This is a genomic window from Haloarcula marismortui ATCC 43049 (genome assembly GCF_000011085.1).
Classification (GTDB): Archaea; Halobacteriota; Halobacteria; order Halobacteriales; family Haloarculaceae; genus Haloarcula; species Haloarcula marismortui.
The window spans coordinates 118,925-144,481 of the sequence record NC_006394.1; the positions used below are offsets into that span (position 1 = coordinate 118,925).

The 25,557-nt window shown below is 58.4% G+C and carries 27 protein-coding genes; 15 read left to right on the forward strand and 12 right to left on the reverse strand.

All coding sequences use genetic code 11. The annotated features are described in order from the left end of the window. Positions 1 to 66: 66 nt before the first annotated feature. Positions 67 to 1,521, forward strand: a complete 1,455-nt coding sequence (gene merA / locus RR_RS02125) for a mercury(II) reductase (RefSeq protein WP_011222469.1) — start codon at positions 67 to 69, stop codon at positions 1,519 to 1,521. Between the two features lie 3 nt (positions 1,522 to 1,524). Here merA and RR_RS02130 read toward each other — a convergent pair whose 3' ends face one another. Next, the gene (locus RR_RS02130; RefSeq protein ID WP_011222470.1) at positions 1,525 to 1,932 is read right to left on the reverse strand and encodes a CopG family ribbon-helix-helix protein; all 408 of its coding nucleotides are present in this window, start codon (positions 1,930 to 1,932) and stop codon (positions 1,525 to 1,527) included. A gap of 103 nt (positions 1,933 to 2,035) precedes the next feature. On the opposite strand from RR_RS02130, the gene RR_RS02135 reads away from it, so the two are divergent. Then, positions 2,036 to 2,863, forward strand: coding sequence for a hypothetical protein (locus RR_RS02135; RefSeq protein ID WP_011222471.1), 828 nt, complete (start codon positions 2,036 to 2,038; stop codon positions 2,861 to 2,863). Here the strand turns inward: RR_RS02135 and RR_RS02140 are convergent. Beyond that, the gene (locus RR_RS02140; RefSeq protein WP_011222472.1) at positions 2,810 to 3,409 is read right to left on the reverse strand and encodes an ArsR/SmtB family transcription factor; all 600 of its coding nucleotides are present in this window, start codon (positions 3,407 to 3,409) and stop codon (positions 2,810 to 2,812) included. The genes RR_RS02135 and RR_RS02140 overlap by 54 nt on opposite strands. A gap of 131 nt (positions 3,410 to 3,540) precedes the next feature. On the opposite strand from RR_RS02140, the gene RR_RS02145 reads away from it, so the two are divergent. After that, positions 3,541 to 5,817, forward strand: coding sequence for a heavy metal translocating P-type ATPase (locus tag RR_RS02145; RefSeq protein ID WP_011222473.1), 2,277 nt, complete (start codon positions 3,541 to 3,543; stop codon positions 5,815 to 5,817). On the opposite strand, the gene RR_RS02150 is transcribed toward RR_RS02145, so the two are convergent. Next, positions 5,814 to 6,020, reverse strand: coding sequence for a heavy-metal-associated domain-containing protein (locus tag RR_RS02150; protein ID WP_049938502.1), 207 nt, complete (start codon positions 6,018 to 6,020; stop codon positions 5,814 to 5,816). The two genes, RR_RS02145 and RR_RS02150, sit on opposite strands and share 4 nt — an antisense overlap. Before the next feature lie 131 nt (positions 6,021 to 6,151). Between RR_RS02150 and RR_RS02155 the strand changes: the two genes are divergently transcribed. From RR_RS02155 to RR_RS02195, 9 genes are all read left to right on the forward strand, one after another. Continuing rightward, positions 6,152 to 6,367 carry a hypothetical protein gene (locus RR_RS02155; protein ID WP_011222475.1) on the forward strand — a complete coding sequence of 72 codons (216 nt, stop codon included), beginning with the start codon at positions 6,152 to 6,154 and terminating at the stop codon, positions 6,365 to 6,367. Between the two features lie 123 nt (positions 6,368 to 6,490). Then, entirely contained in the window at positions 6,491 to 7,492 is a 1,002-nt protein-coding gene (locus tag RR_RS02160; protein ID WP_011222476.1) for a DUF6610 family protein, read from the forward strand. Positions 7,493 to 7,563: 71 nt separating this feature from the next. Then, positions 7,564 to 7,911 carry a hypothetical protein gene (locus RR_RS02165; RefSeq protein WP_049938503.1) on the forward strand — a complete coding sequence of 116 codons (348 nt, stop codon included), beginning with the start codon at positions 7,564 to 7,566 and terminating at the stop codon, positions 7,909 to 7,911. An 87-nt stretch (positions 7,912 to 7,998) separates the two neighbouring features. Next, positions 7,999 to 8,925, forward strand: a complete 927-nt coding sequence (locus RR_RS02170) for an ArdC-like ssDNA-binding domain-containing protein (RefSeq protein WP_011222477.1) — start codon at positions 7,999 to 8,001, stop codon at positions 8,923 to 8,925. A gap of 110 nt (positions 8,926 to 9,035) precedes the next feature. Further along, complete coding sequence (locus tag RR_RS02175; RefSeq protein WP_011222478.1) at positions 9,036 to 9,851, forward strand: hypothetical protein; 816 nt, start codon at positions 9,036 to 9,038, stop codon at positions 9,849 to 9,851. 143 nt (positions 9,852 to 9,994) lie between these two features. After that, positions 9,995 to 10,762 (forward strand): CBS domain-containing protein, encoded by a 768-nt coding sequence (locus RR_RS02180; protein ID WP_011222479.1) that lies wholly within the window; start codon positions 9,995 to 9,997, stop codon positions 10,760 to 10,762. Between the two features lie 194 nt (positions 10,763 to 10,956). Then, on the forward strand, positions 10,957 to 11,337 hold the full coding sequence (locus RR_RS02185) for a hypothetical protein (protein WP_137440592.1): 381 nt from the start codon (positions 10,957 to 10,959) through the stop codon (positions 11,335 to 11,337). Beyond that, positions 11,338 to 12,360 carry a hypothetical protein gene (locus tag RR_RS02190; RefSeq protein ID WP_049938506.1) on the forward strand — a complete coding sequence of 341 codons (1,023 nt, stop codon included), beginning with the start codon at positions 11,338 to 11,340 and terminating at the stop codon, positions 12,358 to 12,360. 68 nt (positions 12,361 to 12,428) lie between these two features. Further along, positions 12,429 to 12,749: a hypothetical protein gene (locus RR_RS02195; RefSeq protein WP_011222482.1), complete on the forward strand. Its 321-nt coding sequence runs from the start codon at positions 12,429 to 12,431 to the stop codon at positions 12,747 to 12,749. A gap of 482 nt (positions 12,750 to 13,231) precedes the next feature. Here the strand turns inward: RR_RS02195 and RR_RS02200 are convergent, their stop codons facing one another. Then, positions 13,232 to 13,642 carry a helix-turn-helix domain-containing protein gene (locus RR_RS02200; RefSeq protein ID WP_049938507.1) on the reverse strand — a complete coding sequence of 137 codons (411 nt, stop codon included), beginning with the start codon at positions 13,640 to 13,642 and terminating at the stop codon, positions 13,232 to 13,234. A gap of 121 nt (positions 13,643 to 13,763) precedes the next feature. On the opposite strand from RR_RS02200, the gene RR_RS02205 reads away from it, so the two are divergent. After that, on the forward strand, positions 13,764 to 14,339 hold the full coding sequence (locus RR_RS02205; RefSeq protein ID WP_011222484.1) for a hypothetical protein: 576 nt from the start codon (positions 13,764 to 13,766) through the stop codon (positions 14,337 to 14,339). 603 nt (positions 14,340 to 14,942) lie between these two features. On the opposite strand, the gene RR_RS02210 is transcribed toward RR_RS02205, so the two are convergent. The 6 genes from RR_RS02210 to RR_RS21410 all read right to left on the reverse strand — a co-directional run bounded on the left by RR_RS02210 (position 14,943) and on the right by RR_RS21410 (position 21,142). Further along, on the reverse strand, positions 14,943 to 16,211 hold the full coding sequence (locus RR_RS02210) for an orc1/cdc6 family replication initiation protein (protein ID WP_011222485.1): 1,269 nt from the start codon (positions 16,209 to 16,211) through the stop codon (positions 14,943 to 14,945). A gap of 335 nt (positions 16,212 to 16,546) precedes the next feature. Next, positions 16,547 to 18,703: a type B DNA-directed DNA polymerase gene (locus RR_RS02215; RefSeq protein ID WP_011222486.1), complete on the reverse strand. Its 2,157-nt coding sequence runs from the start codon at positions 18,701 to 18,703 to the stop codon at positions 16,547 to 16,549. A gap of 270 nt (positions 18,704 to 18,973) precedes the next feature. Further along, positions 18,974 to 19,366, reverse strand: a complete 393-nt coding sequence (locus tag RR_RS02220; protein ID WP_232508510.1) for a hypothetical protein — start codon at positions 19,364 to 19,366, stop codon at positions 18,974 to 18,976. Positions 19,367 to 19,398: 32 nt separating this feature from the next. Further along, entirely contained in the window at positions 19,399 to 19,719 is a 321-nt protein-coding gene (locus RR_RS02225; RefSeq protein WP_011222488.1) for a hypothetical protein, read from the reverse strand. A gap of 2 nt (positions 19,720 to 19,721) precedes the next feature. Next, the gene (locus tag RR_RS02230) at positions 19,722 to 20,660 is read right to left on the reverse strand and encodes a hypothetical protein (protein ID WP_011222489.1); all 939 of its coding nucleotides are present in this window, start codon (positions 20,658 to 20,660) and stop codon (positions 19,722 to 19,724) included. 323 nt (positions 20,661 to 20,983) lie between these two features. Continuing rightward, entirely contained in the window at positions 20,984 to 21,142 is a 159-nt protein-coding gene (locus RR_RS21410; RefSeq protein ID WP_171814224.1) for a hypothetical protein, read from the reverse strand. Between the two features lie 706 nt (positions 21,143 to 21,848). Here RR_RS21410 and RR_RS02240 point away from each other — a divergent pair. Then, a complete protein-coding gene (locus tag RR_RS02240) occupies positions 21,849 to 23,075 on the forward strand; it encodes a hypothetical protein (RefSeq protein WP_011222491.1) in 1,227 nt (408 codons plus the stop codon). On the opposite strand, the gene RR_RS02245 is transcribed toward RR_RS02240, so the two are convergent. After that, positions 23,044 to 23,526, reverse strand: coding sequence for a hypothetical protein (locus tag RR_RS02245; protein ID WP_011222492.1), 483 nt, complete (start codon positions 23,524 to 23,526; stop codon positions 23,044 to 23,046). The genes RR_RS02240 and RR_RS02245 overlap by 32 nt on opposite strands. 286 nt (positions 23,527 to 23,812) lie before the next feature. Here RR_RS02245 and RR_RS02250 point away from each other — a divergent pair, with 286 nt between their 5' ends. Then, on the forward strand, positions 23,813 to 24,502 hold the full coding sequence (locus RR_RS02250) for an SOS response-associated peptidase (RefSeq protein ID WP_011222493.1): 690 nt from the start codon (positions 23,813 to 23,815) through the stop codon (positions 24,500 to 24,502). Positions 24,503 to 24,517: 15 nt separating this feature from the next. On the opposite strand, the gene RR_RS02255 is transcribed toward RR_RS02250, so the two are convergent. Continuing rightward, on the reverse strand, positions 24,518 to 25,546 hold the full coding sequence (locus RR_RS02255) for a Cdc6/Cdc18 family protein (protein ID WP_011222494.1): 1,029 nt from the start codon (positions 25,544 to 25,546) through the stop codon (positions 24,518 to 24,520). Between the last annotated feature and the right edge of the window lie 11 nt (positions 25,547 to 25,557).

Here is a 25,557-nt window from a genome sequence, read left to right on the forward strand (position 1 = left end):
TCCAACCTACTCTATAGCTTCGGACTCTGGAGTATAAGAACTTCCCGTCGTAAAGTTTCGGTATAGATGACTCACACATCCGACTATGATCTCGTGATTCTCGGTGGGGGCGCCGCAGCCTTCGCCGCAATCACCGAAGCGAGTCGACGCGATCTCTCGACAGCGATGGTGAATACCGGCTTGCCCATCGGCGGGACGTGCGTGAACGTCGGCTGTGTCCCGAGTAAGCATCTGCTCGCCGTCGCCGAGAGCGGCGCTGCAGCGTCGGAGAACCCTTTCGACGCCGTCCGATACCCCGAGGAGCCGACCGTGGATTGGGCCGCCGCCCTCAACGACACCGACGAACTCGTCGAGCGGTTCCGGCAGGAGAACTACGTCGACATCGCTGAGCACTTCGAGATCGACATCTACGAGGGGTACGGCCAGCTGGTCGACGATACTACCATCGAGGTCGTCGACGGCGCCGACGAGGGCGCGCGCATCACTGGAGAAAAGGCCCTCGTCGCGACCGGCAGTTCACCGTGGGCGCCGCCCATCGACGGCCTCTACGACGTCGACTACTACACGAGTGAGACCATCCTCGAGGAGCGCGACCTTCCCGAGAGTATCCTAATGCTCGGTGGGGGATACATCGCGCTGGAGTGGGGACAGATCCTGCACCGTGTCGGCATCGACGTGACGGTTCTCCAGCGCTCCGACCGCGTCCTCTCGGACATGGAAGGCCAACTTGGTCGCGAGATGCAGCGTGCATTCGAGGAGGAGGGCATCGAGGTGATCACCGGCAACGACTTCCAGCGCGTCCGCACGCTAGCAGCTGACGGCGGCGCCGAAGCGATTCAGTCAGGCGTCGCCGTCGAAACGACCATCGACGGAGACGAGCGAACGGTCACCGGCGACGCGCTGTTCGTCGCGACCGGCGTCCAGCCGAATAGCGAGGGCATCGGCCTCGAAACGGTTGGGATCGAAACGAACCCCGACGGGACGATTCGTGTCGACGAGTACTTCCAGACGACGAATCCCGACATCTACGCGGCGGGCGACGTGATCGGCGAGCCCGAACTGGAGACCGTCGCCGCCAAGGAGGGCAATCACGCCGTCAAGAACGCGTTCGGCAACGAGGGCGTCAGCATCGACTACGACGCGGTGCCAGCAGTCGTGTTCACCAGCCCGGAAGTCGCCGCAGTCGGGACGACCGAACTGGAGTACATGGACGAGCACGGCACCTGCTCGTGCCGAACCGTCCAGATGGCGGATGTCCCGCGAGCGAAGGCCGTCGAGAACACGGATGGCCTCGTCCAAGTCGTCAAACACCACGAAACTGACGAGATCGTCGGCGTCCACATGGTCGGCCCCCGTGCCGCCGACATGATTATGGAAGCCACGCTTGCGGTGACGTTCGGCCTCACGGTCGACGACATCATCGACACCGTCCACCCGTTCCCGACGTTCTCCGAGGCGTTCAAACAGGCCTGTCAGGCGTTCCGACGGGACATATCGATGATGAGCTGCTGTATCGAGTGAATCTCACTCCGGGTCGGCCGGCGCAGTACTGCGGAGGAGCATCGTCTTCACACGACCAACCCCATCGAAATCACGGAGCCGATACACGAGTTCCCGCACCCGCGCCGCATCGCCATGACAGAAGACGGTCTCTAAACACCACTCGCCCTGGTGGGTATGGCTCATCGTTTCGATGACGTCCTGAAACTGGTGCTGGGCCGAATGGAGATCGTGAATCACCTCGTGGTGCTGGTAATCGAACGCCAGTACAGCGACGACCTCGCCTGAAACCTCCTCGAGCTGTGAATGTCCCTCGATGTATTCCTGCATCGCTTCACGAATCGCCCGCGAGCGGGAGTCCAACCCCTCAGCCTGCCACGTCTCATCGAACTCCTCGAGAATGTCCTCAGACACGTTCAAGCTCGTGCGCATACTCCCCAATTGATCCCCTACTGTCTTGACCCCTCGATTATTACGGAATTCCCGTTTCAGTCTTAACAACCGCTATACAGCGCAGGGATAGAGGAATATATGAATGCTCCACGGCGAGGCGTTACCAGTATTGGTCGGGGCGATTGCGCTCGGATTTGTACACGGCATCGAGCCCGGACACGGATGGCCAGTCGCCGCGAGCTATGCGCTTGATCAATCCAACAAGTGGCTCTACGGCCTCGCCAGCAGCTTGCTAATCGGCATCGGCCACCTCATTAGCAGTCTGGCGATGGTCGGCGTGTTCTTCTACGCGAAATCCTCCTTTCAGTTGACGCAGGTGAACGAGCCGATCTCGATTCTTGGCGGCGTTTCCATCGGCGGTCCGGTCAGCATCGTCGCAGGCATCTTACTCATCGGACTCGGGATTCGAGAGTACACACACGGCCATTCTCACCAGCACGAGGTCGACCACGGACACGGTCAGGACCACGATGAGCATACGGAGGAGCAGTCGAGCCACCACAGCCACGGCACGCCACCCACGCACGAACACTCCCCGGATGGGCCTCTTACCTGGGTGAAAATTCGGCTTGGAAAAATCGGAGGGCACTCCCACGAGCACGGGACCGATCCGGCTCCTGACGCCGACCGCGGACTCCTCGGAATCGCCTGGTTCGCATTCGTCCTCGGGTTCGCTCACGAAGAAGAATTCGAGATTATCGGCCTCTGTGCCGGTTCGACGTACTGTCTGGAGCTGATGACTGCGTATGCGCTGACGGTCATCGTCGGCATTGTCGGGTTAACGATGCTCCTCATCGCCGGCTATCAGGAGTACGAAGAAACAGTCGAGCGGTATACACCGTACCTGCCGCTGTTCTCAGCGATCGTCCTCGTCGTCATGGGACTCGGCTTCATCGCCGGCGTCTTCTGAATCACGCCGAACGCTCTCCACCGTCCCATTCTCAGTGAGGTCAATAAGCGCGCGATTTAGCAGTTCCCGGAGGACGAACTCCTCGTAATGCTGTGTTGCACAGTATTCGCACGGCTTCATGTCTCGTGCCACCGCTTCGATGTCGTCGCCGTGCTCCCCATAGAGCGTTTCAACGAGCCCTGCTAATTCGGCGGTCGCGGTTTCCTGCGCCTCAGCGAGCGTCTGCTCAGCGTCCTCTGGAAGGTCATACGAGAATATCCGCGTGTTCGACTTGTAGTACTTCCGCGTCCCCCCACCAGCTTCCTCGAGACGGGCGATCTCAACCATCCCTGCGTCCTTCAGGACGTTCACGTGGTGGCGCACCGTCGTCTCGGCCTTTTCCTCGCCACGACGATGCAGTTCGTCGTGAATCTCCTCGATTGTCATCTCCTCGGTTGCGAGCATGTCGAGGATCTTCGCCCGAACGTCGTTCTCCAGTGCCTTCGCTTTCTCCGGGTCCGTCGTCACGACTTCGCGGATCGGCACGTCAGATTCGAGGAGCGCCATTATTGTGACGAGGTAAGCGGACGACGACGGTAAGAGTAACGCCACGCTCCCGACAGCAGTATCAGTACTTCGAAACCGCTATGAGTTTCGTCATAATGGTTATCCGCGTCGCACGATAATCAATAGGCACGATGGGAACGACACACGAACAATTCAACGTCGGGGGAATGTCCTGCTCGTTCTGTGCCGAGAGCATCAAGAAGGCCTACAGTCGAACCGACGGCGTCGAGGACGTCGACGTAAGCCTTGCCCACGAGGAGGTCCTCGTCGAATACGACGATGAGCGCCTGACCGGGGTCGAGGTGAAGGACACGCTCCGAGATCTCGGGTACACCATCCGCGACCCGGACAAAGCGAAGCGGTACGAGCAACAGCAGGCCGAACTCGCCGACGGCAAGCGCCGCCTCCTCTTCGCCGGCGGCGCATCCATCGTTGTCGCTGCCCTGATGGGATGGATGATTGTCGTGATGGGGCGCTTCGAGTCAGTTTCTCTCGCGATGGATATAGTGACTCTGGGGCTGGCACTCGGGACGATGTTCGGCCCAGGACGATACATCAAAAAGAAAGCCTACCAGAGCCTGCGCCGGGGGATCTTCAACCAGCACGTCCTTCTGGAAGCGGGCGCGTTCGCCGGGCTCGTGGGGGGACTGCTTGGCCTGTTCGTGTTCCCGAGCTTCCCGACCGTCCACTTCTTCGCCGTCTCGGTGTTCATCACCACCTACCACATCCTCTCGGAGTACACCAGCCTCATCGTCCGCACTCGGGCCTCCCAAGCCGTCCAAGGCCTTCTCGACCTCCAGCCCGACACGGCACGCCGCGTCAGTGATGACGGTGGTGTCGAAGAGGTCCCTGTCGACGACCTCGACGTCGGTGATCGCGTCCGGGTCAAGCCCGGCGAGAACATTCCCGTCGACGGTACGGTCGTTGAGGGTGCGTCCACGGTCGACGAGTCGGTCGCCACCGGCGAGTCGATTCCCGAAGAGAAATCCACAGGCGACGAAGTGATCGGCGGTAGCGTCAACGAGACGGGCACGCTCCTCGTCGAGGTGACCGCCACCGGCGAGGACGCGTTTCTGAACCAGGTGGCCCGCGAAATCGAGGAGGCGCGGGCGATGAAACCCGGCATCATCCAGCTCGCCGACCGCGTGCTCAAGTACTTTGTCCCGGGCGTCTTGTCGATTGCCGGGCTGTCGTTCCTCTTCTGGGTGGTTGCACCGCTCGCGTGGGGGGCAGACCCCAACGTCCAGCGCGGGGCGTTCGCAGCGCTGGCGGTCCTCGTGCTTGGCTATCCGTGTGCGCTCGGGATGGCGACGCCGCTGGCGCTCATCCGAGGCGGCGGGAAAGCCGCCGACCGCGGCATCCTGATGCGCTCCGGTGACGCCTTCCAGATATTTCCCGACGTCGACCACATCGTGTTGGACAAGACCGGCACCATCACCGTCGGCGAACCCGCCGTCAGTGAAGTCGTCGCGTTCGGTGCCGACGAGGTGGATGTACTCACGACTGCGGCTAGCGCGGAGGCCTTCTCTGAACACCCGCTCGCAGATGCGATCCTCGAGTTCGCCGACGAGCAAGATGTCGAGTACGCTGACCCCGATGATTTCGACTCCGTGACCGGCAAGGGCGTCCGGGCAACCGTGGCCAGCGACGACGTGCTGGTCGGGAAACCGGGATGGCTCAGCGACGAGGGGATCGACCTGTCGAAGGGGAGCGACGACATCGAGCGACTTCAGGGCCACGGCCTCACCGTTGCCGGAGTTGTTCGTGACGGTGACCTACTCGGTCTGATCGGTATCGGTGACGAGGTCAAGAGCGACGCCGCTGCGACCATCCAACGGATGCGAGACGCCGGCATCACGCCCGTGATGATCACTGGAGACAACGAGCGCACCGCAGACGCGGTCGCCGAGGAGGTCAGTATCGACCGCGTCATGGCCGACGTGCTGCCCGACGAGAAACGCGAAGAGATCGGTCGCCTGCAGGACGAGGGTCACCGCGTAGCGATGGTCGGCGACGGCATCAACGACGCTCCCGCACTCACGCAGGCCGACATCGGGATCGCCATCGGCGCCGGGACCGACATCGCCATCGAATCGGCGGACATCGTCCTGATGGGCGACCGGCTTGGTGGCGTGATGGACGCCTACGAGATCGGGAACGAGAGCTACCGGAAGACCCGTCAGAACCTCGCGACGGCCTTCGCGTTCAACGGGGTCGGTGTCGCCGCCGCGACCACGGGGCTCGTTCACCCGGTGTTCGCGATGCTCGCGATGGTGCTGTCCGTCTCGGCCGTCCTCGCCAACAGCTTCGCTGGTCAGCTCCTCTCCGGCGAGGGTGTCAACACCGAGTTCGCCCTCGACGACCGCACCGACGGCGAGCGTGGAGACGGCCGAGTGACAGCCGATTAAGCCACTACGTCGTAGCCAGCTTGTTCGATTGCCGCGTTCACGTCGTCGTCTGAGACTCCATCCTCGAGGACCACGTCGACCGTGTCAGCTTCGTGGTCGGCCTCGATCCGATTCACATCATCGAGGTTTCGCAGGGCGGTCTCCACGTTCTGTTCGCACCCGTTGCAGGACATCCCGGTGACTGAGATCGTCTTTCGCTCCATGCGGGCCTGTAAACACTCGCGGGGAATGACCATTACGGTAACCGTTGTATCGGTTTCATCTCTATTAGAGGTGGACATTATCGTCCGGAGAGTTGTTTGTGTCGGCCCCAAAGGGGTGGAGGCTCTTTGAGATGGGAACCACTGACGACGAAGAGAGCGACGAATTCCCTCCAGAGAAGCGTCTGGAAGCACCGAACACGCGCCTGATCAAGGCAGGGATCGCGACGATTCCCGATATGGAAACCTTGCAAGAGTGTGTAGCCTACGAGAACGCCCACCAAAATCGAACGCAGATTCTGCGCCGGCTCAAGTGGAAAGCTGAAGAGTTGCGTGAGGACGAAGGGTAAGCGCTGTCCTTAACCAACACACTCCGCGTGAGTTTCCCTATTGTTGGTTAATATGCTGTGCCGCGGTTTTTCGGGCCCCTGAATGGGCGCGGGGCGACCAACAGCCGCCTCGCGAGTTCCGTTATGTCCCTCGGTTTGAGTCCAGACTCCAGCACGGCTAGCGACATCGCTGTCGCCAGACAAGCGGACCATGTGGCGTTCCTCCATCGAGCCCCATTCGTCGCCGATTCTCTCGCCCTCGGATTTCTCCCCGGGTTTCGGGAAGACTGTGGGTACCAGACGGACCAGTACCTGAACCTCGAGATTCCTGTCGGGATGCTCGACAACGATTTTCGGGATCCCGATCTGGAGCGGTTCGTCGACCGCTTTTTCGAGTACGAACCACGTGTCGGGGTCATCGGGGACGTCGACGAAATCGACGACGTCGACGCCCACGTCGCTGCTGCTCGTGAAATCCAAGCGAGCTACCCCGAAGCTGAGCTCATCGTCGTTCCGAAGTCGCGGGCGGTGATCGACGCGATACCTGAGAACCTCGTCCTCGGGTATTCACGGGGATACGCCGACCGCCTGGCCCACGATTTCTCCGATCCAGCCGATTGGAGAGGGCGGCGCGTCCACATTCTCGGCGGGAGTCCGCCCAAGCAGCTCGACGCTATTCGACAGTTGACCCGACCGACACTCACTGACGAGCCACCGGCCGATATCGTCGGCGTCGACTGGAACGGGCTGCATCGCGGCGCACAGTTCGGTGAGTTCTGGACGGCCGACGGCTGGGACGACAGCGGTCGCGACGCCGACCACGTCACCGTCCGAAAGACGGTGCGCCACAGCCTCGCTCGGGTCCGTGAGTTCTGGAGGGCGCACGGAATCTGGCCCGAAACGACACCGCAAGACGAGGGGCTCAACGTCGAGTACGAGGGACCGAGCCCTGCCGATCTCGAGGACGCCGCCTGTACCGAGTGCGGGACGAACGTCTGGCGAACCCGCCGCGGCCCGTACGTCGCCGAGTACGATACCGGCGCAATCTGTGGATACTGCAGCTACGAGTGCTACTTCAGCCACCGTCATCGGAACAATCTAGAGGAAATCGCCGGCGATCAGAGCGTCTACCTCCCGCCGGCGTGACTTCGCGACCTGTTTTTCGTGCCCCCAGAGAGGGCGAGGGCTCCTTCGAAAGCTCTCAGAGGTGACTTCCAGTGAGTCAACAACAGAGTCCCGACAACGTCTCGGTCGACGATATTCCCGTCGATATCGACAACACGCAATCAGCGGAGGTCGATCCAGCCGACGTCCCCGACGAAATCGAATCCATCACCCGTGGGCTCGTCGGTGAGCAGCCGCCGACGAATCCCATAGTGGTTCTCAAAGCGGCCCGGTGGTGGTACATTCACGGCAAAGGCGGCACGGATCCCGCCTTCCAATGGGCCATCGAGTGGGCGCGTCATCTTGCGACCGACACGCCCAGTGACGTCGAGCAGTTCGACGAGTTCCTCGAGTACCTCGTTACGGTCGGCTTTGCAGACGAACGTCACGAGCTCCGCTAACCGACAGAGCGGTTTTTTGAACGCCCCTGAAGGGTGCGGTGCGGTCTGAACAGACGCAGTCGCCGTGAATTCGATTCGGTGATCACGATGTCTACGACCAGTGATTCGTCGGTTTCCTTCGAGGAGACCGACACGCGTTCAGACGAGATGAACAGCACTATCGAACAGTGGATCGACGACCTCGTCGCCGGCGTCGACGACGCGCAGGCCAGCAAAGAGTTCCAAGAGTGGCTCGATGTCCAGAGTCGTTTCCACGACTACTCCTACCGGAACACGCTCCTCATCAAGCGACAGTGTCCCGAGGCGAGCCGGGTGGCTGGCTACCGGACGTGGCAGGAGGAGTTCGACCGCCACGTCAAGGAGGGCGAGTCGGCCATCTGGATCTGGGCGCCGATCATCACCAAGCAGTGCCCGGAGTGCGAGAACTCTCCGAGCTACCACGAGGACAGTGACTGTGAGTACGACGAGACGCCACCCGAGGAGTGGTCCGAGGGCCTGGTCGGGTTCAAGCCCGCGCCGGTGTTCGACGTCTCCCAGACCGAGGGCGAGCCGCTTCCCGACCTGGACACGGAAGCGACCGGTGACGCCGGCGACCTCGTCGAACAGTTGACTGGCGCCGCTGACGACCTCGGCGTGACGGTGCGGATTGTTCCGGCCGAGGAGTGGACCCACGGCGAGGCGAAGGGCATCTGCGAGCAGCTGAGCTTCGTCGACGTCCAGCCGCTCGTCGAGGTGCGTGATCGGGAGAATAAGGCCGACCTCGCGCGGACCCTGATTCACGAGTACGCGCACGCCCTGCTCCACTTCGACGTCGACGACGACACCGAGCGGGCAAAACGCGAAGTGGAGGCCGAAGCCGTTGCGTACGTCGTCGGGCGGTACTTTGGGTTGGACACCAGCGGGTCGGCGTTCTACCTCGCTGCGTGGGAGTCGGACGATCCCGAGGTCGTTCGCGAGCGCCTCGGGCGGATTAGTCGGACGGCAGAGGAACTCATCGACGTTCTCGAAGGCTGAACAGCTGACTTCGCGGGTTTAACCAACAAATTCGTCGGTCACTCACTTTGTTGGTTAAGTTTTTCAGCGCCCGCCGAAGGGCGGAGGCGCATCTCACCCTCCGTCAAACCATGACTGATCGATATCTCACGGCAGTTCTCGAGGAAGCCGAGCGCGTCGCAGAGCAGCACAATCAAGTCGCGCAATCGGCGGACAATCAGGCCCACGAGTACCTCCGATACGCTGTCCTCCGACTCCTCGAAGACGAGACCGGAGAACAACCTCACGCCTTGCAGCTCGACGGTGTAACCGTCGGATACGGGAGCGACGAGGCGATGTTCGACAGCTGGAGTGACGCCGTCGAGTGGTGGGACCATATTCCGCCCCAAGAAGGATGCACTCGGTTCCGAATTTTCTATCCTGCCGAGTACGAGACGATCCCTCGAACCATCGTCGACGCGATGGGAGCACTCGGCGCATGGCGCGTCTGGTCCGGTGACGCTGTCGCCTGCGGGTCCTATGACCATCGAGACCGTCGCGAAGTCCACTACCTGTGGCGAGAGGGGCATCCGATCGAAGCCCTGCTGGTCGACCGGCTGCAGAGCCCTGACGCCGCTACGCCTGACGGGGGCCAGACAGGAGATATGCGTGATCGGATGGTCGTCGCAGAGTCTTCTTCTCAAAGCGACGATCTCGATCCCCGAACGAGGCGAGCCGTCACCGAGGAAATGTCGATTTCGTTGCTCGAAAAAGGCGGTCAGTATGAGGTGCGATCCGGGTCGGGAAACCGATACGAAGTCGACATCGTCAGTGAGTCGTGTTCCTGTCCCGACTGGCAGCAGCGAGCACCCGATGGAGGATGCAAGCATCTGCGGAGAGTCGATCTCGAGATCATGCGCGGCAGTGTTCCACGGCCCGACGGGCGACTCCCAAAGACATCGATTTGAGGCCTTTTCGCCGAGGGACCGTTTTTTCGGAGCATATCGTCTACCTCGGAACGTCGTCTACTCCCGTCGCTGCAATCCACTTGTTCGGTTCGTTCTCCAGGATGTCCCAAATGTAGAAGGACACGTACGACATTAGTCGAGCTATGGAATTCTTCACGGCGGCCGACGTTCTCAGCCACAGAACGGCCGCGACACCAGATGAGCCCGTAACTGTCGATCTGGATGACTCGATTCAGAATGCCTTGACGCTCATGCTGGAACACGATTTTGACCAGCTCCCAGTGGTGAGCGATGATGGTGTTGAGGGTACAGTCACGTACAAATCGGTCGCAAAATACGTGAAGTCAATGGACGATCCGCGGGTCGAGGAGACCTCCGTCAAAATCGCCCTGAATACAAATCCCAAATTCGTGGAGCGAGACCACGATATTTTCGAGTTGTTCGATACGCTTGCGGAGGATGACTATGTCCTGATTGGCGACCAAGATGACTTGGACGGGATCCTGACCCGCTACGATATCCTCTATTTCCTCGAACATCAGGTCGAACCGTTCCTCCAGATCGGCGAGATCGAGGAAAGTCTCCGCCACCTGTTCCGTACATTCTTTGATGACCTGGACCAGGCTATCGACGAGACGTTCGCCGATCGCGCTGAGCATGACGAGAGCTATGAGGCGCCTGATCGCCCCGAAGACTTCTCGTTCGATGACTATCGGATGTTCATGATGCGAAACCTCGATCACCTGCCACCCCGCCTCTCACAGGAACGCGACATGGTCGAAAGCCTGCTTGAAGATATCCGTGAGACGCGGAACGCGCTTCTCCATTTCCGGGCCGAAGCCGATGAGGTTGATCGGGACCAGTTGGATATGGCCCATGGGTACTTCACTGGCATTGCAAGTACCGTGTAGGGCACCACCAAGCCCACCGAATTTTACCGGTACTCTATATCACTGACAGAGATTAAATATCGAGTCTACAATGGGCAATTGTAGAGGAAGCTCTCGTTATGGATTGGCCGTATTTAACGCAGACGTCCGGACCTTCGCCCGATGCGAGCGAAAACCAGTATTTCACGATCGAGGGCAACGTCCGGAACCACTATGTGGACTTCCCGAACCATCTCGTCGACGCGTTCTTCTCGAAGATACTGCACGAAGTGCCCGAAGCCTATCCGAACGATCCCGAGAGCCAGTACAAGGCGGCACTCGAAGTCACAGAGCGATATAATGAGGCACTTGATGAGATGGGGCTGGACTTCCTCCAGCTCCGGGTTGTCGACCGGTCCTCATCACGCCCCCACCCGTATTATGGGCTCCAAATCCATGGATTGGATAGCTCCAGGTTCGATGCCTTTCTCGACTCGTTCGCAGAGACAGACGAAACGACGCTAGAGGAGAAATACCACTATCTCCACGGCTCAAAATACCCGGTCTCGGAAGTGGCCAGCAAATCGCAATCGGATTCCATTGCGTCGAGAAAGTAGGTGCAGGAGGCTGTCAAAGCGCGAGTTGAATCGGAGAAGGACTCGATCACAAAGACGACGGAGACGTTGCTCTCCAGGATCGACGAATGGCGTGACGAACTCCAAACATACTGGCGGCGGACGACGTGGCAACGGTTCAATACCTTCCCCGCAGTGCATCTCTACCTGTTGGAGATGGAAAGCATCATCACCAATATCGATGTGCTTGCAGACCGCGGCTCGATCCCGCCGTGCTACCGAGAACTACGGAAGCTCTTGGAGAATTTGAGCTGGTCGGTGTTCGACGATCTTCTGTTCATCAACGCCGAGTACGCTACCATCTACGATGACTCCTCAGTACCGGCGCATATCCCGCCACGCCCATTCTTGTCCGCAAATCAGCAATGGTATGACTGGGTTAGAGGTCGACAAACTCCGAGTTTTGAGACACAGCGCAGTCAGCTCCGGGACCGGATCTACGACCACAGTACCCGGTCACGACTCAGCTACGACGACAGGTACGGCATCACCAAGGGTACCATCACCGAAGTGCTCAAGACGAACCTCTCCTACCCGCTCTACATCGCGCTGGCAGGACTCAAAGTAGAGACCACCGAGTCTGTCGAATCGTTCGTGACTCCTGTCAACCCTACCCATCTCAAGCCTGGTGTTCGCCGCACGATACAGAATGTCGTCCGATCACTGAAAGAGGGGCGACGGCTTGGCCAGCTTGACGAGGAGTTCATCGATACTCTCACCGACGAACTACTTGACATCGAAGCCAACTACCTCGTACCGCCGTTTCCATCCAACAATCACGTCATCGGTTACTTGGATTCGCTCTGGCACCACGAGCTTCCCTCCCGCCTCGATGACTTCTACGGCGAGTACAGCTTTTTCATTCACTCATATCCGTCTTCGTGGCAGATCTACCCTCACTCTTCCATCCTCGAGTTCAAGATTCTCGCTCACGAGATTGATCGATTCAGCCACGCGACCTCTACCCTCATCGAACAGTATCTCACAACGTACCACCGGAATTGAGGGAGGCCGGTGATTAACCAACAATCTATGGCTCTGGCGAGTTGTGTTGGTTAATACGAAGGGTCCCAATGTCCTACGAGCCACCGACGCCGCCGGCAGACCTTCCGGCGGACATCGTCGACACCCTCAACGAATACTCCTCAGACCAACTCCGCCACGTATCACGCTATGCGGAAGCGTTGGCCGAGTACAAAGAGCGAACGGACCGTCTCGAGTCGGACCACGACGACAAGGACGAAGAGCGCCCACCCGATCTCCCGGACGACGTCCCCACCAAGGCAACGATCACGATCAAGGAAATCAACGATAACCGCTACTACTACTGGCAGTGGCGAGAGGGCGAAACGGTAACCTCCAAATACAAAGGTCCAGTCAAGTCGGAGGACTGAATCTATCGGGGCCACCCGCCCGATAGCAATGTGTTCGCTCACCAAGGCGAAATCAAATCAGGGAATCACTCCCTACGTTACGCAGAACGCCGGTTTGACCGCGCAGAGCGGACGTCGGCACCGTCGCGGAGTTTGTCCGGACAGTACGGACACACCCGTGGCGTATCGACATTATCCGGGGTAAACACACGAGCATACTGTGCAGTAACGAAGGACCCGCAGTTCTGGCATTCGGGCATACTACGGACGCTATACTATACGGATAAAGGCTTTCTGACCGAACGGGCCGTCTGAGCAACGAAGCACGCTTGAACTAGGACAGCACCAGTGATGCCCTGCCGCACAATACCCGACTGCGTCCGAAATGGCGGAATGAGAGACTTCCGTCTGTATCCATGAGCCTCAGAAGGCAGCAATCGACTTCGTTCGCAGTAGCGGGACAGACCACAGCCGTGGCGACGGGACGAAGTGAAGAAGGAGTGTCAGCGCTCGGGTCGCGGGGCAGTCTCGTACCGTTTGATGTCGTCGGTCTTCTCGACCCGGTCGTAGATCTCTCGAAGCGTGTCTTGTGCGCGGAGGAGCTTGTGGTCCTCGAGGAACTGCCGGCCGCTCTCACTGATTCCGTAGAACTTGTACGGGAGATCGTTCTGCCGGCGGTCCTCGGGCAAGAGGATCTCCTCGACGATGCCGGCGTCGACGAGCTGCTGGAGGTGCTGGCGAATCGTCGTCTGGCTCTTGCTCGGGTTGACGTAGTCGAGTTCCTTCAGCGTCGGTAGTTCCGACGGATGTCCGAGGATGTCCTGGAGGAGCGCGAACCGCGTCTCCTGGGTGACGACGTTGAGTCGCTCCCGTACGGAATCGAGATCGCTTGGCGGCTGATCGGAGGTACTCATTACTTCGTTATTGGGGTGGTGCGTGCAAAAGCGTTTCGCCCTAATACGAATCGGGTAGGAGCGAATCGGTCTATGATGAGGTCGCCACATTAAAGCACGCTATCCGAGTATGCACGGGTAGATGAGTGAGGATCCAGTCACTGTTGATGAACTCGCTGCGAAGGCCGAGGAGTATCTTCACGAGACCTCACTCACGCCGGCGGAGTACGAAGCGCTGAAACAGAGTGTTGCGGAGCTCACGCCGATCTTCTCGGCTGAGCATTCGTACTTTGTCCTCGGCAGCTATGGTCAACCCGAGATTCGCCGTCTCCAACTCGTGAAAGATCGCCTCAATCGGCGGGCCGGCGCGTATGCATTTTTGATGGTCGACATCAGAAGTGAGTGGACGAACACCTATCTCAAATTCCGACTGCTCGCCGATTATACGGATACAATCGTCGGTGTCGCCGAACACGCCCAGGGAGGGTTTCTGGTCGAACAGGGCTACTTCACGGCCCTGGAGGAATATTTCGCGAAAACGCACGTATTCAAGCGCGAATACGAACCACTCGACCTGGAGGACGTTGAGACCGGAGTGACGAGTGAGAATCCGTATAGTGGTATGCAGACGGCCATTTTTGAGATGTTGGACGATGGCGGTCGGTTATGCCGGTGGACTACTGAAGACGAGCTCGTCGAGTGTGTTGGCACCCTCTGAGCGGACACCTGTGACCTGACGTTCGCTGGCGCAGTCGGCTGGTATTCGATAGCCCGGTTGGCGATGGCTGCAGAATGTCGTGGACGAAAGGGGTCCCCCCGGAGTGTGAATGGGACCCGTCAGTCCGACACCCCTCGGTGTGAATGGGCAGCCACCCTCCTCAACACGGCGTTCCATTTCGTCATTGAAAGACGTAGCAAAGCGGAGCCAGCGAAACGGTTTGGCGGATATCCCACCCCCACACCCCTCAGTGTGAATGGTCCCACCACGTGGGGCACCACGATTAAGCTGCTCCTAATTGCGGAACCCGACGAGCGCGGACGCCCCTCCGCCTCCGCGCTGGCGCGTCGGCTTCGGCACAAGTGCCTCGCCTTGAAATAGGATACTACTCGAAGGGCTGTTTAGACTCGTATATATTAAAATTATCTATTACTGCGGTGCGACACACCAGCCAACCACTGCAAACAGCCTATTTTACCGTATTACCCGCTCTACGGGTTGTTTCAACCACACGAGACTGCTAACGGCTCTCCAACGACACCAGCATCATCGAAACAGCTGCCATCCCCTATGCCATACCATTCACACCGAGGGGTGGGGGTGTCACCATCCCATCAACGTCTGGAGCTCCGGTGTCGAATTGATCAGCCCAGTTCGAGTGCTCTCGACGTCACCCTGGAGTGAGTACGATCTGAACTTTCCTTGATCACCGCCTTCCTTCTTCTTCGATTCGAGAACTCCAGTCGTCACGTGTTTGTTCAGGAGTTCAAGTGCGCGATTGTACCCCTTCGGCTCAACCTTGACATCCCGTGCAACTGTTTGGTACACCTCGTGGATCTCGGACGTACGGAACCACTCCTTCTCCGGGTTGTTCCGATCAAGTCGTGTGAGTGCAAAGAGGAGTAACTTCCCGGACAACGGCGTCCCCTTCACCATTTCCATAAAGAGTTCGACCTCGACGAGTTCGTCGGCCTCGTGAACGTGCTCAGCGGTCACGATGTCGTCTCCTTCCTCGTCGGCAATTTCACCCGCATTGCGGAACAACCGAACTGCACGTCGAGCGTCTCCGTGTTCTTCAGCTGCGAGTTCGGCTGTTGTAGGTATCACCTCGTCATCGAGGACTCCATCGTAAAACGCGTCGCGGCGATTCTCGAGGATCGCGATAAGCTGATCTTCTTCGTACGGCGTGAACGTTCGGTGTTCCGGTTGGAGTGTGGATTGCACCCGGGACTCGATTTCGCCTTTGAATTCGATGTCGTTCGAAATCCCGATCGTGATGACTGGGAAATCTACGTCGTCTTTCGATTGTGTCCGTGAAAGCGTGTAGAGTACTTCGTTGACCTCGCCGTGCTTGTCGATTTCGTCGATAATGACGACGAGCCCACCCGAGAATTCCCGCTGAACGACGGGCCACAACTTCTGATCCCGGTAGTGTTCTGCTGAAAGGCCCTGATAGGGGACTTCAAGCGGGTTTTCCGCTTTGGCGTTCACCTGTTCTGCTATCTTTCGGAAGGTGGAGGTATACGTAGAAATCGGGTCCGGGTTAATGTATGCAGTAACGATGGGCGAGTCCGTTCCCTCAGTTGCCGCTTCGAGTCGCTCACAGACGTGCCTTGCAACTAGTGTCTTCCCTGTCCCGGTTTCACCCCACTCTAGAACGTTGTCCGGAACGCTGTTCGTCCGCATTTTCCGGAGATTTTTCGCCAAGAACGTGATGTGATCGTCACGGCCGACGATCCGGTTGGCGTCTGGTACGTTATCGATTTCGAGCAGCCACGGTTTTTCAAAAATATTCGATTCGTCTTCGTCGTTGTCCTCATCGACATTCAAGATCTCGTCGACGGTCGTTTGCGTGGATTCGTTGTTTGGCATAGCCGGACCAATTCATCCCATTCACATATAGGTTGCCCACCCACGGTGTGATTGATTTCAAATCCCATTCACACTGAGGGGAGTGTAACTGATACAGGGTACTCCCCCCGGAGTGTGAATGGATTCGGCTTAGAGAAAGAGATTCACAATCTGAATACATATCACTCCACCATTCACACTCCGGGGGGTGTCGACGTTGTCGCCCACTTGTGGTTTTTCTCACCGAAGACGATCTCCGTCCATTGACCCATGTATCTCATGGGTCCATCTATCGATAAAATAGAAATATGGTGGTAAAGGGGCGCTATCGACATCTCAGAACAAGGTCATCCGTTCTAAGTCATTGTAAAATCGGTCAACTCTACTTCTCGTGTCTCGGCGAGACTCCGTCGAATATCCGTCCGATCCCAACCCAAGGGCGAGAGGACGCTTTCGACAGCGCGGACGAGTTGTGTCTCGTAATACGATGGATCGTATGTTTCGACCTCTTCGTGGGCGAGTACGACGCGTTCCCGTGAGGATTTCTCGTCATCAACCACGACATACTCAATATCTTGACCGGGATGAACAGCGAGGTCCTGGTCGCGAGCCCGTTTCAGCGCTGCGACGTTCTGTGTGTTCTGGGTATAGCCGTCGAGTGGTTTGGAGACACGATTCCGTTCGACGAGTCGCTCCACCGCTACCTCACCGGCATGGAGTTTCGAGACTGCACGGTCAAGACAGCTGAGGACTGCCTCTGGTGACTGCGTCGCATCGAGGCGATCGAGGCATTCTCGCTGGACGTCCTCAATAAATGGCGGCGTCGACCGCTGGCGGGCTTCGATGCCTCTGATCTTGAACTCGTCCTCATCGACGACCTTTCCGAAATACTTCGTAAGCGCGCCGGCGTCGCTCTCGCGTTGTGGGACGAACGCCACCCAGTCATAGTGCGATTCATACTCGAGGCGGATGTCGACTGCTTCGGTGATCTCGGTCGCGAGGGCCTCGAGGGACTCGCGGTCCTCGTCGTCGACGTCGGGGTTTGGGGTCACCCAGATGGAGTCGACGATGCCGTGGACGACACGCCAGCCGGCGGCTTCGAGGCGTTGCTTCGCCGTCAACAAAATCTCGCGCGCGAACGCATTGATTGCCTCGTGGCACTCGATGCGCCCGTATTTGGCGTTGTTAAAGCCTTGGTACCCAAAGCAGGCGACGAGGATCCACTTCAGCGCCCCCGACCGCCCTTCGAGTTCGTCGAGGCGCTCCTTGTCGGGATCGTCGCGTTCTTGTTCGCGACGGATGGCGGCTTTGATCTCGTCGCGCGCATCGATGATGGGCTGGAGGACGTCGACGAGGTAGCCCCGGTCGTCACAGATCGAATAGCCGAGTCCGGGGACGTCCTCGCGGTCGCGATGGCACTCGCAGCGAATCACGTCCGGCGAGACGTTGTGCGTGCAGATGATGTTCGGATACAACGAGGAGAAATCGAGTTCGTGGACATCCTCGTGGAGTCCGACCTCGGGCGCGAAGATGAACCCACCACGATCGGCATCGTGGAGCACCCCTGTTGATTTGAATTTCTCGTGGCGCCAGGAGTGCCACGGGACGAGGACGCCGCGGTCGTGGGCTTCGCAGATCTGGATGGCTGTGAGGATGTTGCCGATCGACGCCCAGGCTGCCTCCTGTATCGGCTTGCGCGACCGCGAGACCAGGTCGAGGACGCCGTCGATGTTGGTCTCGCCAAAGAAGAACGTGTTCGATCGGTCGATGATTGCTCTTCCGGGCACGTTGTAGCGCGCCGGCGAGTGCCCGACGCGGCCGTAGCTCGCGTAGGTCGACCGGCTCGCGAGCTGCTGGAAATCGCCCTTTGGGGTCCGGCTCAACGAGAAATTGTCGGCGCCAGTGCTGGCAGCCATCTCGTACAGGGTCGGGACAATCTCGCTCGTCGAGCAGACGAGGACGTCCGGATCGTGGTTGTCAAGCGCAGCTTGGACTGTCGTCAGGATATCTTCTGGCGGGCCCGTGACCGTCTCGCCGCCGACGGCAAGTTCGGTATACGCATCGCCGGTCGTCTCTGTGAGTGGGACGTCGAGTCGCAGCGTCGAGAGATCGCACGTTGGCGTCGGATCCACATCGTTCTCGAGACAGTACCGAAACTCCCGCGAGAGATCGACATTGAAGCAGGCGAGATCCCCCACAGGGTACTCGGACAGCTGGCGTGCCTGTCGAGCCAGCGAGGTGATCCGATCGATGTGGGCAACGTCGACGGCGAGGACGTCCTCGTCGTCGCGACGGAAGCCTGGCCGCTGGGCGACGATATCGGTCGCGACGACGTCCGGGTGCCGTTCGTACACGCTGCGGAGTCTCGTGAGGTCGATCTCGTCATCCGGTGCGCGGGATGCGACGTAGAAGCGCGGCGAGTAGTCATCGCGTTCGGTCGCGACGGCGCCGTCAGCCGTCGTCTCCCATTCGAGGACACGGCCATCATCAAGGAAATCGAATGTGAATGGCATTTTCTATCCATCGTCCTCCAGCATAGGCACGCCAACGTACGCTCACCCGATAATCGACAGTGTGTCGCTTCCGGAGTTCAGGGAACCAGTGTGACACGGCTGCGAAGGGCGTGGAACGCGAATTTGGGGCTTTCCATCCATTTTCCGCAAACACTTCCGGGCCACTGATCCCCCTTCACCGCCCATCTTAACCAACAAAACCCACGCTTGCTACGGGATGTTGGTTAAGTCTACTAATTACGGTACTGAGGCGCTGTATTCGATACAAATTCATTCGAGAACCTCGAGATCCTCGAGTCCCAGGGCATGGAGAGTATAGTGACCGGGACTATCTTCGATCAGCTGTTTGAATGTCAGCCGAAGCGTGTTCTCCTGCTCCATCCGATGTGCGGTTTTCAACACGACGCGGTCAGGCGGCACGATCTCGTCAGGTGCATCGAGACGCAGTGTCCGATGAAATTCGATATGTCGGACCTCATCTCCCTTCCGGGGGTCCTTTCTCTCTTCGTGTACACTTCCGACGGAGGTCTCCCACGGATTCTGAAACGTCACGCCGCCAGCCTCAACCGGACCGTCCCCGGTAAGGTGGATTCGAATTCGATCACCTGATTCCAAGTCGTTGATCCTCTGGAAGCGATCTGTTGCCATATTATCTGTTGCCATATTAACGGTCAAGTACCCCGTACTAAAAACCATCAGTGCAATCCGTCCTCCGTTGTACCTGCCTCGGAGTGTTGTTGCCGATCGTCCGCCTCGTTGAGTGCGTTTTCGAGTTCAGCGAGGCGGTCTTCGTGTTCATCGAGTCGGGCTTCCTGTTCGAGATCGATGCTGATCAGCGCCGGCAACAGCGGGTTTTGGTGGTTCAACAGGCCACTCGCGTCAGCGTGCTCGCGAGCGTATTCGAACAGTTGGTCGAAGCGTGGTTGGTCGCGACGACGGAGCGCCCGCCGGAAATCCGTCCATCGCTCCTCGATAGCCCGCAGCGCATCCCGATACGTCGGATTGGTGCGCCCCATTACTATCGCCCTCCAGCACTCGTCCAGGCATCGAGTAGTGGGTTCGCAGTGAGTGATGCGGTCGTTCCGTTGGCCGTCACGCCCGTTCCGACGCCGTCGGAGGTCGTGGTCGGGGTGGAGGGCGAGGCCGGTTCCAGCCCGACCTGTTCGGCACGCGCGCCGAGTAACTGACGCCAGTAGGTAAACGTCGTCTGGTAGTATGCCCCATCGTCGACGGGATAGACGAGCGTCTCGAACTCGTCGCCGACGAACCGTGGCCCCATCCGGGTTTGCTCGCACTCTAAGTGGTGCTTGGCAGCCGTCGCGACCGGCGCCGCGAACTCGTCCGCTTTGCTGCGAGTAACGAGCACCGGCACCTCGTACCCATCCGCGTAGGTCGCCAGTCGAGCGAGCGTTCGCGCTTGGAGTGTCTCGGCGTGGGCGTCTCCAAGCGTGTCGTCAGTGCGGTACTGCGCGTCGACTGCTGGGGCGACGATGAGCGACGGGGTGTGCGAGGACGAGTCCTCGTTGCGAGCCGTCGACTGTCGACTGCTCGTTCCGGTGTCGGCGGTGGATCTCCGGATGGATTGGTTCACCGCCGTCGGGAGATCGCAGACGGTGCCGTAGTGCTGGTAGGCGGTGAACCCCCGCGCGACGTGGATCCGCTCGAGCAACCGCTGGCTGGGGGCGATTTGGGCGAGCGTGGTCGTCGTCGCGTGGCCGTTCGCGTCCACCCAGAAGGCGGGGCCGTCGTACAGGAGGAGGTGGTCGAGCACGAGCGATTGCAAGATTGGGACGCCGCGGCCGCCTTCTATGTCGAGCAGCGTGATGCCGTCCTCAAGTGACGGCAACAACATATCGTCCGTAGCCGGATCGGCCTGGTCAGCAAGGGACCGATTGCGGTCAGCGCCCCGTGTCGGCTGGTCTACCGCCAATCGGTTCGACGTTGAGTGTTCTCCCATACTCGATTAGTTGTCTACGTTCCCGATAAGCCGCGGCGTGTCGCTTCCGCGTTTCAGGAAACTCGATGTGATCCCCTCTAATCCCGGTACAGTCCCGAGTAGTCTCCGTTTGGATCCTGTTTCCGAGAATAGTTCCTGAATCGAGCGTACTTCGTGTTAACCAACACCCGGCCGTATTGACGGCGGTGTGTTGGTTAAACCTACCCAGCTGCAGTCTCGAGCCTGACTGCTCGGAATGTTAATGCTCAACGCCACGTTGGAAGAGGTGCTCTATGAGCTATCCACGAACCCACGTCGACCACCGAAACCCCGATCACCACGAGTCAATGCACCCAACTCGAAATATCGTGAACGCCCACGTTGTTGCCGGGGAATTTCTCACTTCGCGGTACCACGAGGCGCTTCAAACTGTTCTCCATCCTCTCGGCGAGTCTCTGGACACCAAAGACCAACATGCGCTCAACGACCTTGGCATCGTCCATGCTACTGGTTCCTTGAACGAGCTATCCCCGATCGTTCGTACATACGTCAAACTTGACGAGTATTGGACACGCACCCATCGCACTGCGCTCAACGAACTATTCGCTGATCGACGTGCTCACGTCCTGAGTTGCTGTACGCGGTTCCTTTCTGAGTTCCCTCGACACACTCTTGAAGCCGAATCTGGCCGGTCCGGAACTGCGCTGGATACTACCCTTGCTCCGCTTCTCGAGTGCGGATTTCTCTCACACACTGATGATGAGAAAACCCCATACTCTGTTGATGAACACCACGCGCTATATCGACCGACTGATCGGCTCTTCGACGCACTTCTTGACCAAGCAGCTGTTCTCTGTGAGTTACTGCCCCCGACCGAACTCTAGTTACACGATTCTGAACTGGGTCTGTAGAAATCCTCTTGATCACCTATTTCTGCGGTGGAACAGTCGATAAGTAGGCTTGCGAATTAGTCGCTATGCATCCTGACAATTTTGGGTGATATCTGGAGTAACCTCTAAGAGACAGGATGCATATCTTGTAATAAACGGAAAAGAGCCGAAGGACAGTGACGACCGGCCAATGAAGACTGGGTAGTGAGCAGAGAATCTTTTTCTAAATGGCATGAAACGACGCTATGTGAAGCGTCCTATACTGCCTCGTAGATAGGAGAGCTAAATATCAAGTTGGTTCAAACTCGTGAAGTATCTGATGAGTGGACCATTCTACGGCTCACTTGCTGCCTCCGCCAGCGTCTTCGTGGCCATACTCACAGCCCTCCTCGTCAACAACTACGTCGAAATCAAATCCCAGCGTAGACAAACAGAGACAGAACTCGAACGGGTAAAGGAAGAGCTGAAGAAGTTCAAGAAGCAGCGCGACAACCACAAAGAGACGATAGACGAACTGACCGGGAGAAGAGAAAAACGGTTCAAGCAAAACGCCAGAGAAAGAGTCTCAGACTTCATCGAAAACCAGGTTCCCTCTCAAATTTCCCAGCCTATAGAAAAACTGGATATAGACATCCTCTACCAACATCTGAGTGACTACCACAACTTCGACTCCCCGGAGGAGATAGAGGAGAGCGACGAGAACTATCACCGCCAATTACTGGAAGAGCATTACGACCAGATCGAACAAGCAGTCTTGGGAGAGATCACTTCCTCGTTCGCGGAGGACTACGATATCACAGGCCGTCGGTCCAGAGTCACTGGATCAGATAGCGATGCTCTGGAGGCGGCTATTGAGAAGGCTAAGGACAAAGAAGATGACGGAGATGAGGACTCCTCATCAAGTGCGGGCGATATCGAGGTCCGTGCAGAGGGAGTGGATGAAGAACCTGAACCTGTCGAACCGGACGAGTTCATCGCGGACTTCAAAGAGGAATACGGCCTTGACAGTCTCAGGAGAGAGACCAGAGAAGCCCTTGAACAGCAGTACAACGAGTTCAGAGACCGAAGCCAAATGGATCGACTTCAGTCAAGTATAGAACGAATCAGAGAATCCAGATCTTCCTTTAGATTGAACAACGTATTTGATACTCCGGACATCACAGCCGGACTGGGAATCCAGGAAAAAGCCCGACTGCAAGAAGCACGTAAGGATCTCGCTCACGCTGAAAACCAGATCGAGACACTACAGAGACGGAAGAAGCGTTTAGAAGATGAGAAGTCTGGGCTAAACGCGGAAGACCTAATCCCTGTACTTACAGCGAACGTCGCAACCATCATCTTCTCCGTTGTCGTCCCGATCTTCGCCTACCTACTATTCGCTACAAACACAGCGGTCACAGTACCGAACTGGGCATGGATAATTTCACACACCGAAGTCAACATCTTCCTCTCCTGGCTGCTCGGCCTCATCATCGTATTCGTAGAAATCTATCTCCGGATTACCGGACGTGAGCTCAAGAAGTATCTTCCTCAAAGGCTGCAGTAAGCTGTTGAATTTTATCCGCAATCGCATCACGTTTCTCACGCGCCTTCTTGCTCTTCTCGCGTTCACGCTCCTCCCTCTTCTTCTCCCGTCTCGCCTTCTCAAACGGATCCTCCCCGATATACGCAACCGAGACATGGATCTTCGAAGACGATTCGTTGATCTTCTCGATCAGTTCCTCCAACTGGATCAAGGCCTCGGCGGGAGCAGCTGACGACTCACTACGTTCCCGCAACTCTAGGAGACGGTCAGAAAGCCTTCCAGCAAAATTGTAGAACTGGTCACGTCCTTCTGCCTCGCTTAGATTCAGGTTGTTTACTCGCTTCACGAACACCTCTATCTCGGAGTATAGTTCGGAGACCCACTGGTCGTACTCGGACTGGTTCTCTACCTCTAACTCCTTCTTCCGCTTACTGCCAGTGAGAATTCTGTCTGCGAGAGCGTTCCACGGCATTATAAAACACTGTTGGCCATCGCCGGGATAAAATCTCCGTCAAGTTCACACCCTTCTTCTGAAAATGCTGTATCTGCCTTTGTATAGAATCTTCCTCCAATCGAAAGACCCTCTACATCTTTCACCAGTATCTTGAAATTTGGTGGATGGGTCACGTTCTCCTGTACTATGTCGTTTGGCTGGACTTACCGATAATACCCAAATCGACAATCAAACGAGGGAGTAACAGAACCAGCCCTTCACACTTTCAGATACGTTGAAGACTCTACCAGCTGCATCAAAATGTATGTGTGGCCGAAACTCGCTCTTCATCGACCAGGCCGACCTCGAGGCCCGCTTCGACGCCGAGGTCGTCACGGACGGCGGGTACACACCCCGATACAACATCGCTCCTGGCGACGACCTCCACATCGTCACGAACGAGGCTCCAGACGAGATCGAGGCCTACCACTGGGGATTGATTCCGTTCTGGGCGGACGAGCCCGAGGAGGGCATCATCAACGCTCGCTCCGAGACTGCCGACGAGAAACGTGTCTTCGAGCAAGCGTGGGAAACCCGTCCTTGCCTCGTACCCTCGTCAGGGTTCTACGAGTGGAAATCGCCGAACGGCGGGTCGAAACAGCCATACCGAATTTTTCGCGAGGACGACCCCGCGTTCGCGATGGCTGGGCTCTGGGACGTCTGGGAAGGCGACGACGAGACGATCTCGTGCGTCACGATTCTCACGACGGAGCCGAACGACCTGATGAACTCAATCCACGACCGGATGCCGGTCGTCCTCCCAAAGGACGCTGAGTCCGACTGGCTCGCCGCAGATCCGGACACCCGCAATGAACTGTGCCAGCCGTACCCGAAGGACGATCTGGACGCCTACGAAATCTCGACGCGGGTCAACAACCCCGGCAACGGCGATCCCCAGATCATCGAGCGGCTGGACCACGAGCAATCGGGCCTCGGCGAGTTCAGTTCGGGATAGCTGACGGCATCACGGTCACTGCATCGGCGACGCCGCCGCCGAATCGACGAGCGAGTACTCTCGGTCCCGACTCGTCCCCTCCGCCTCGAGGAGGTTGTACTGCTCCATCTTCGAGAGGTACGTGCGGATAGTCCGTTTCGTCCGCGGATCATCGACGTCCTCGGAATAGCGCTCGTGAATCTCGCTTGGCCCGATCGGGCCGTGCTCGCGAACGATGTCGTAGACGACGCGCTGGTGCGGCGTGAGCGAGTCGAGGCTCTTCTGCTTGATCTGGGCCCGAGCATCCTCGGCGGCGTTCAGGAGAATATCGTCGGTGATGCGCTCATGGTTCTCGCGATCGGCCTTGCCGGCGGCTGTTCGGAGGATGCCGATTGCGAGGCGGGCGTCGCCGGCGGCCGCGTCGGCGATCCGGTAGAGCTGGTCGTCGGTGATGACGTCCTCATCGAGTCCCCACTTCGCCCGCGCACTCAGAATGTCGTACAGCTGCTCGTCGTGGTACTTGTCCATCCGGACGTGTTCGCTGGAGCGCAGGCGGCTCACGAGGCGGTCGTCGACGCGGCTGAACAGCTCCTCTTCCTTGTTCGCGATGCAGATGATCGCGAACTGCGGGAGGCTGTGGAGGTCGTAGATGACGCTGGGGTCCTCCAGTTGGTCGACCTCGTCGAGAATGACGACGGTTCGCGGGCCGTCATGCTGCTGGAGGCGGTCGACGAGTTCGTCGTGCGGCGTCGACTGTCGGTGGATGTCGATGGTCGCGCCGAGGTCGTCGAGGATCTGGTAGAGCGTGCGGAACCGGGTGTAGTTGCGCCAGCAGTTGACGTAGGTGGTCTCGACATCGAGGACCTCCTCACGTAGGCGTTCGGTGACGAATTGCGAGATGCACGTCTTGCCGGCGCCGCTGGGTCCAGTGACGATGGCCGTGTCGGCGGGTTCTCCGTTCGTGATGGGCTCAAGAACGCTGGAGAGGTGGTTAACTTCGGCGTCGCGATGCTCAACTTCCCGAGGGACGAACCCGGCGCGGAGAACGCGAGCATCGCGGATCATCGTTGCTTGAT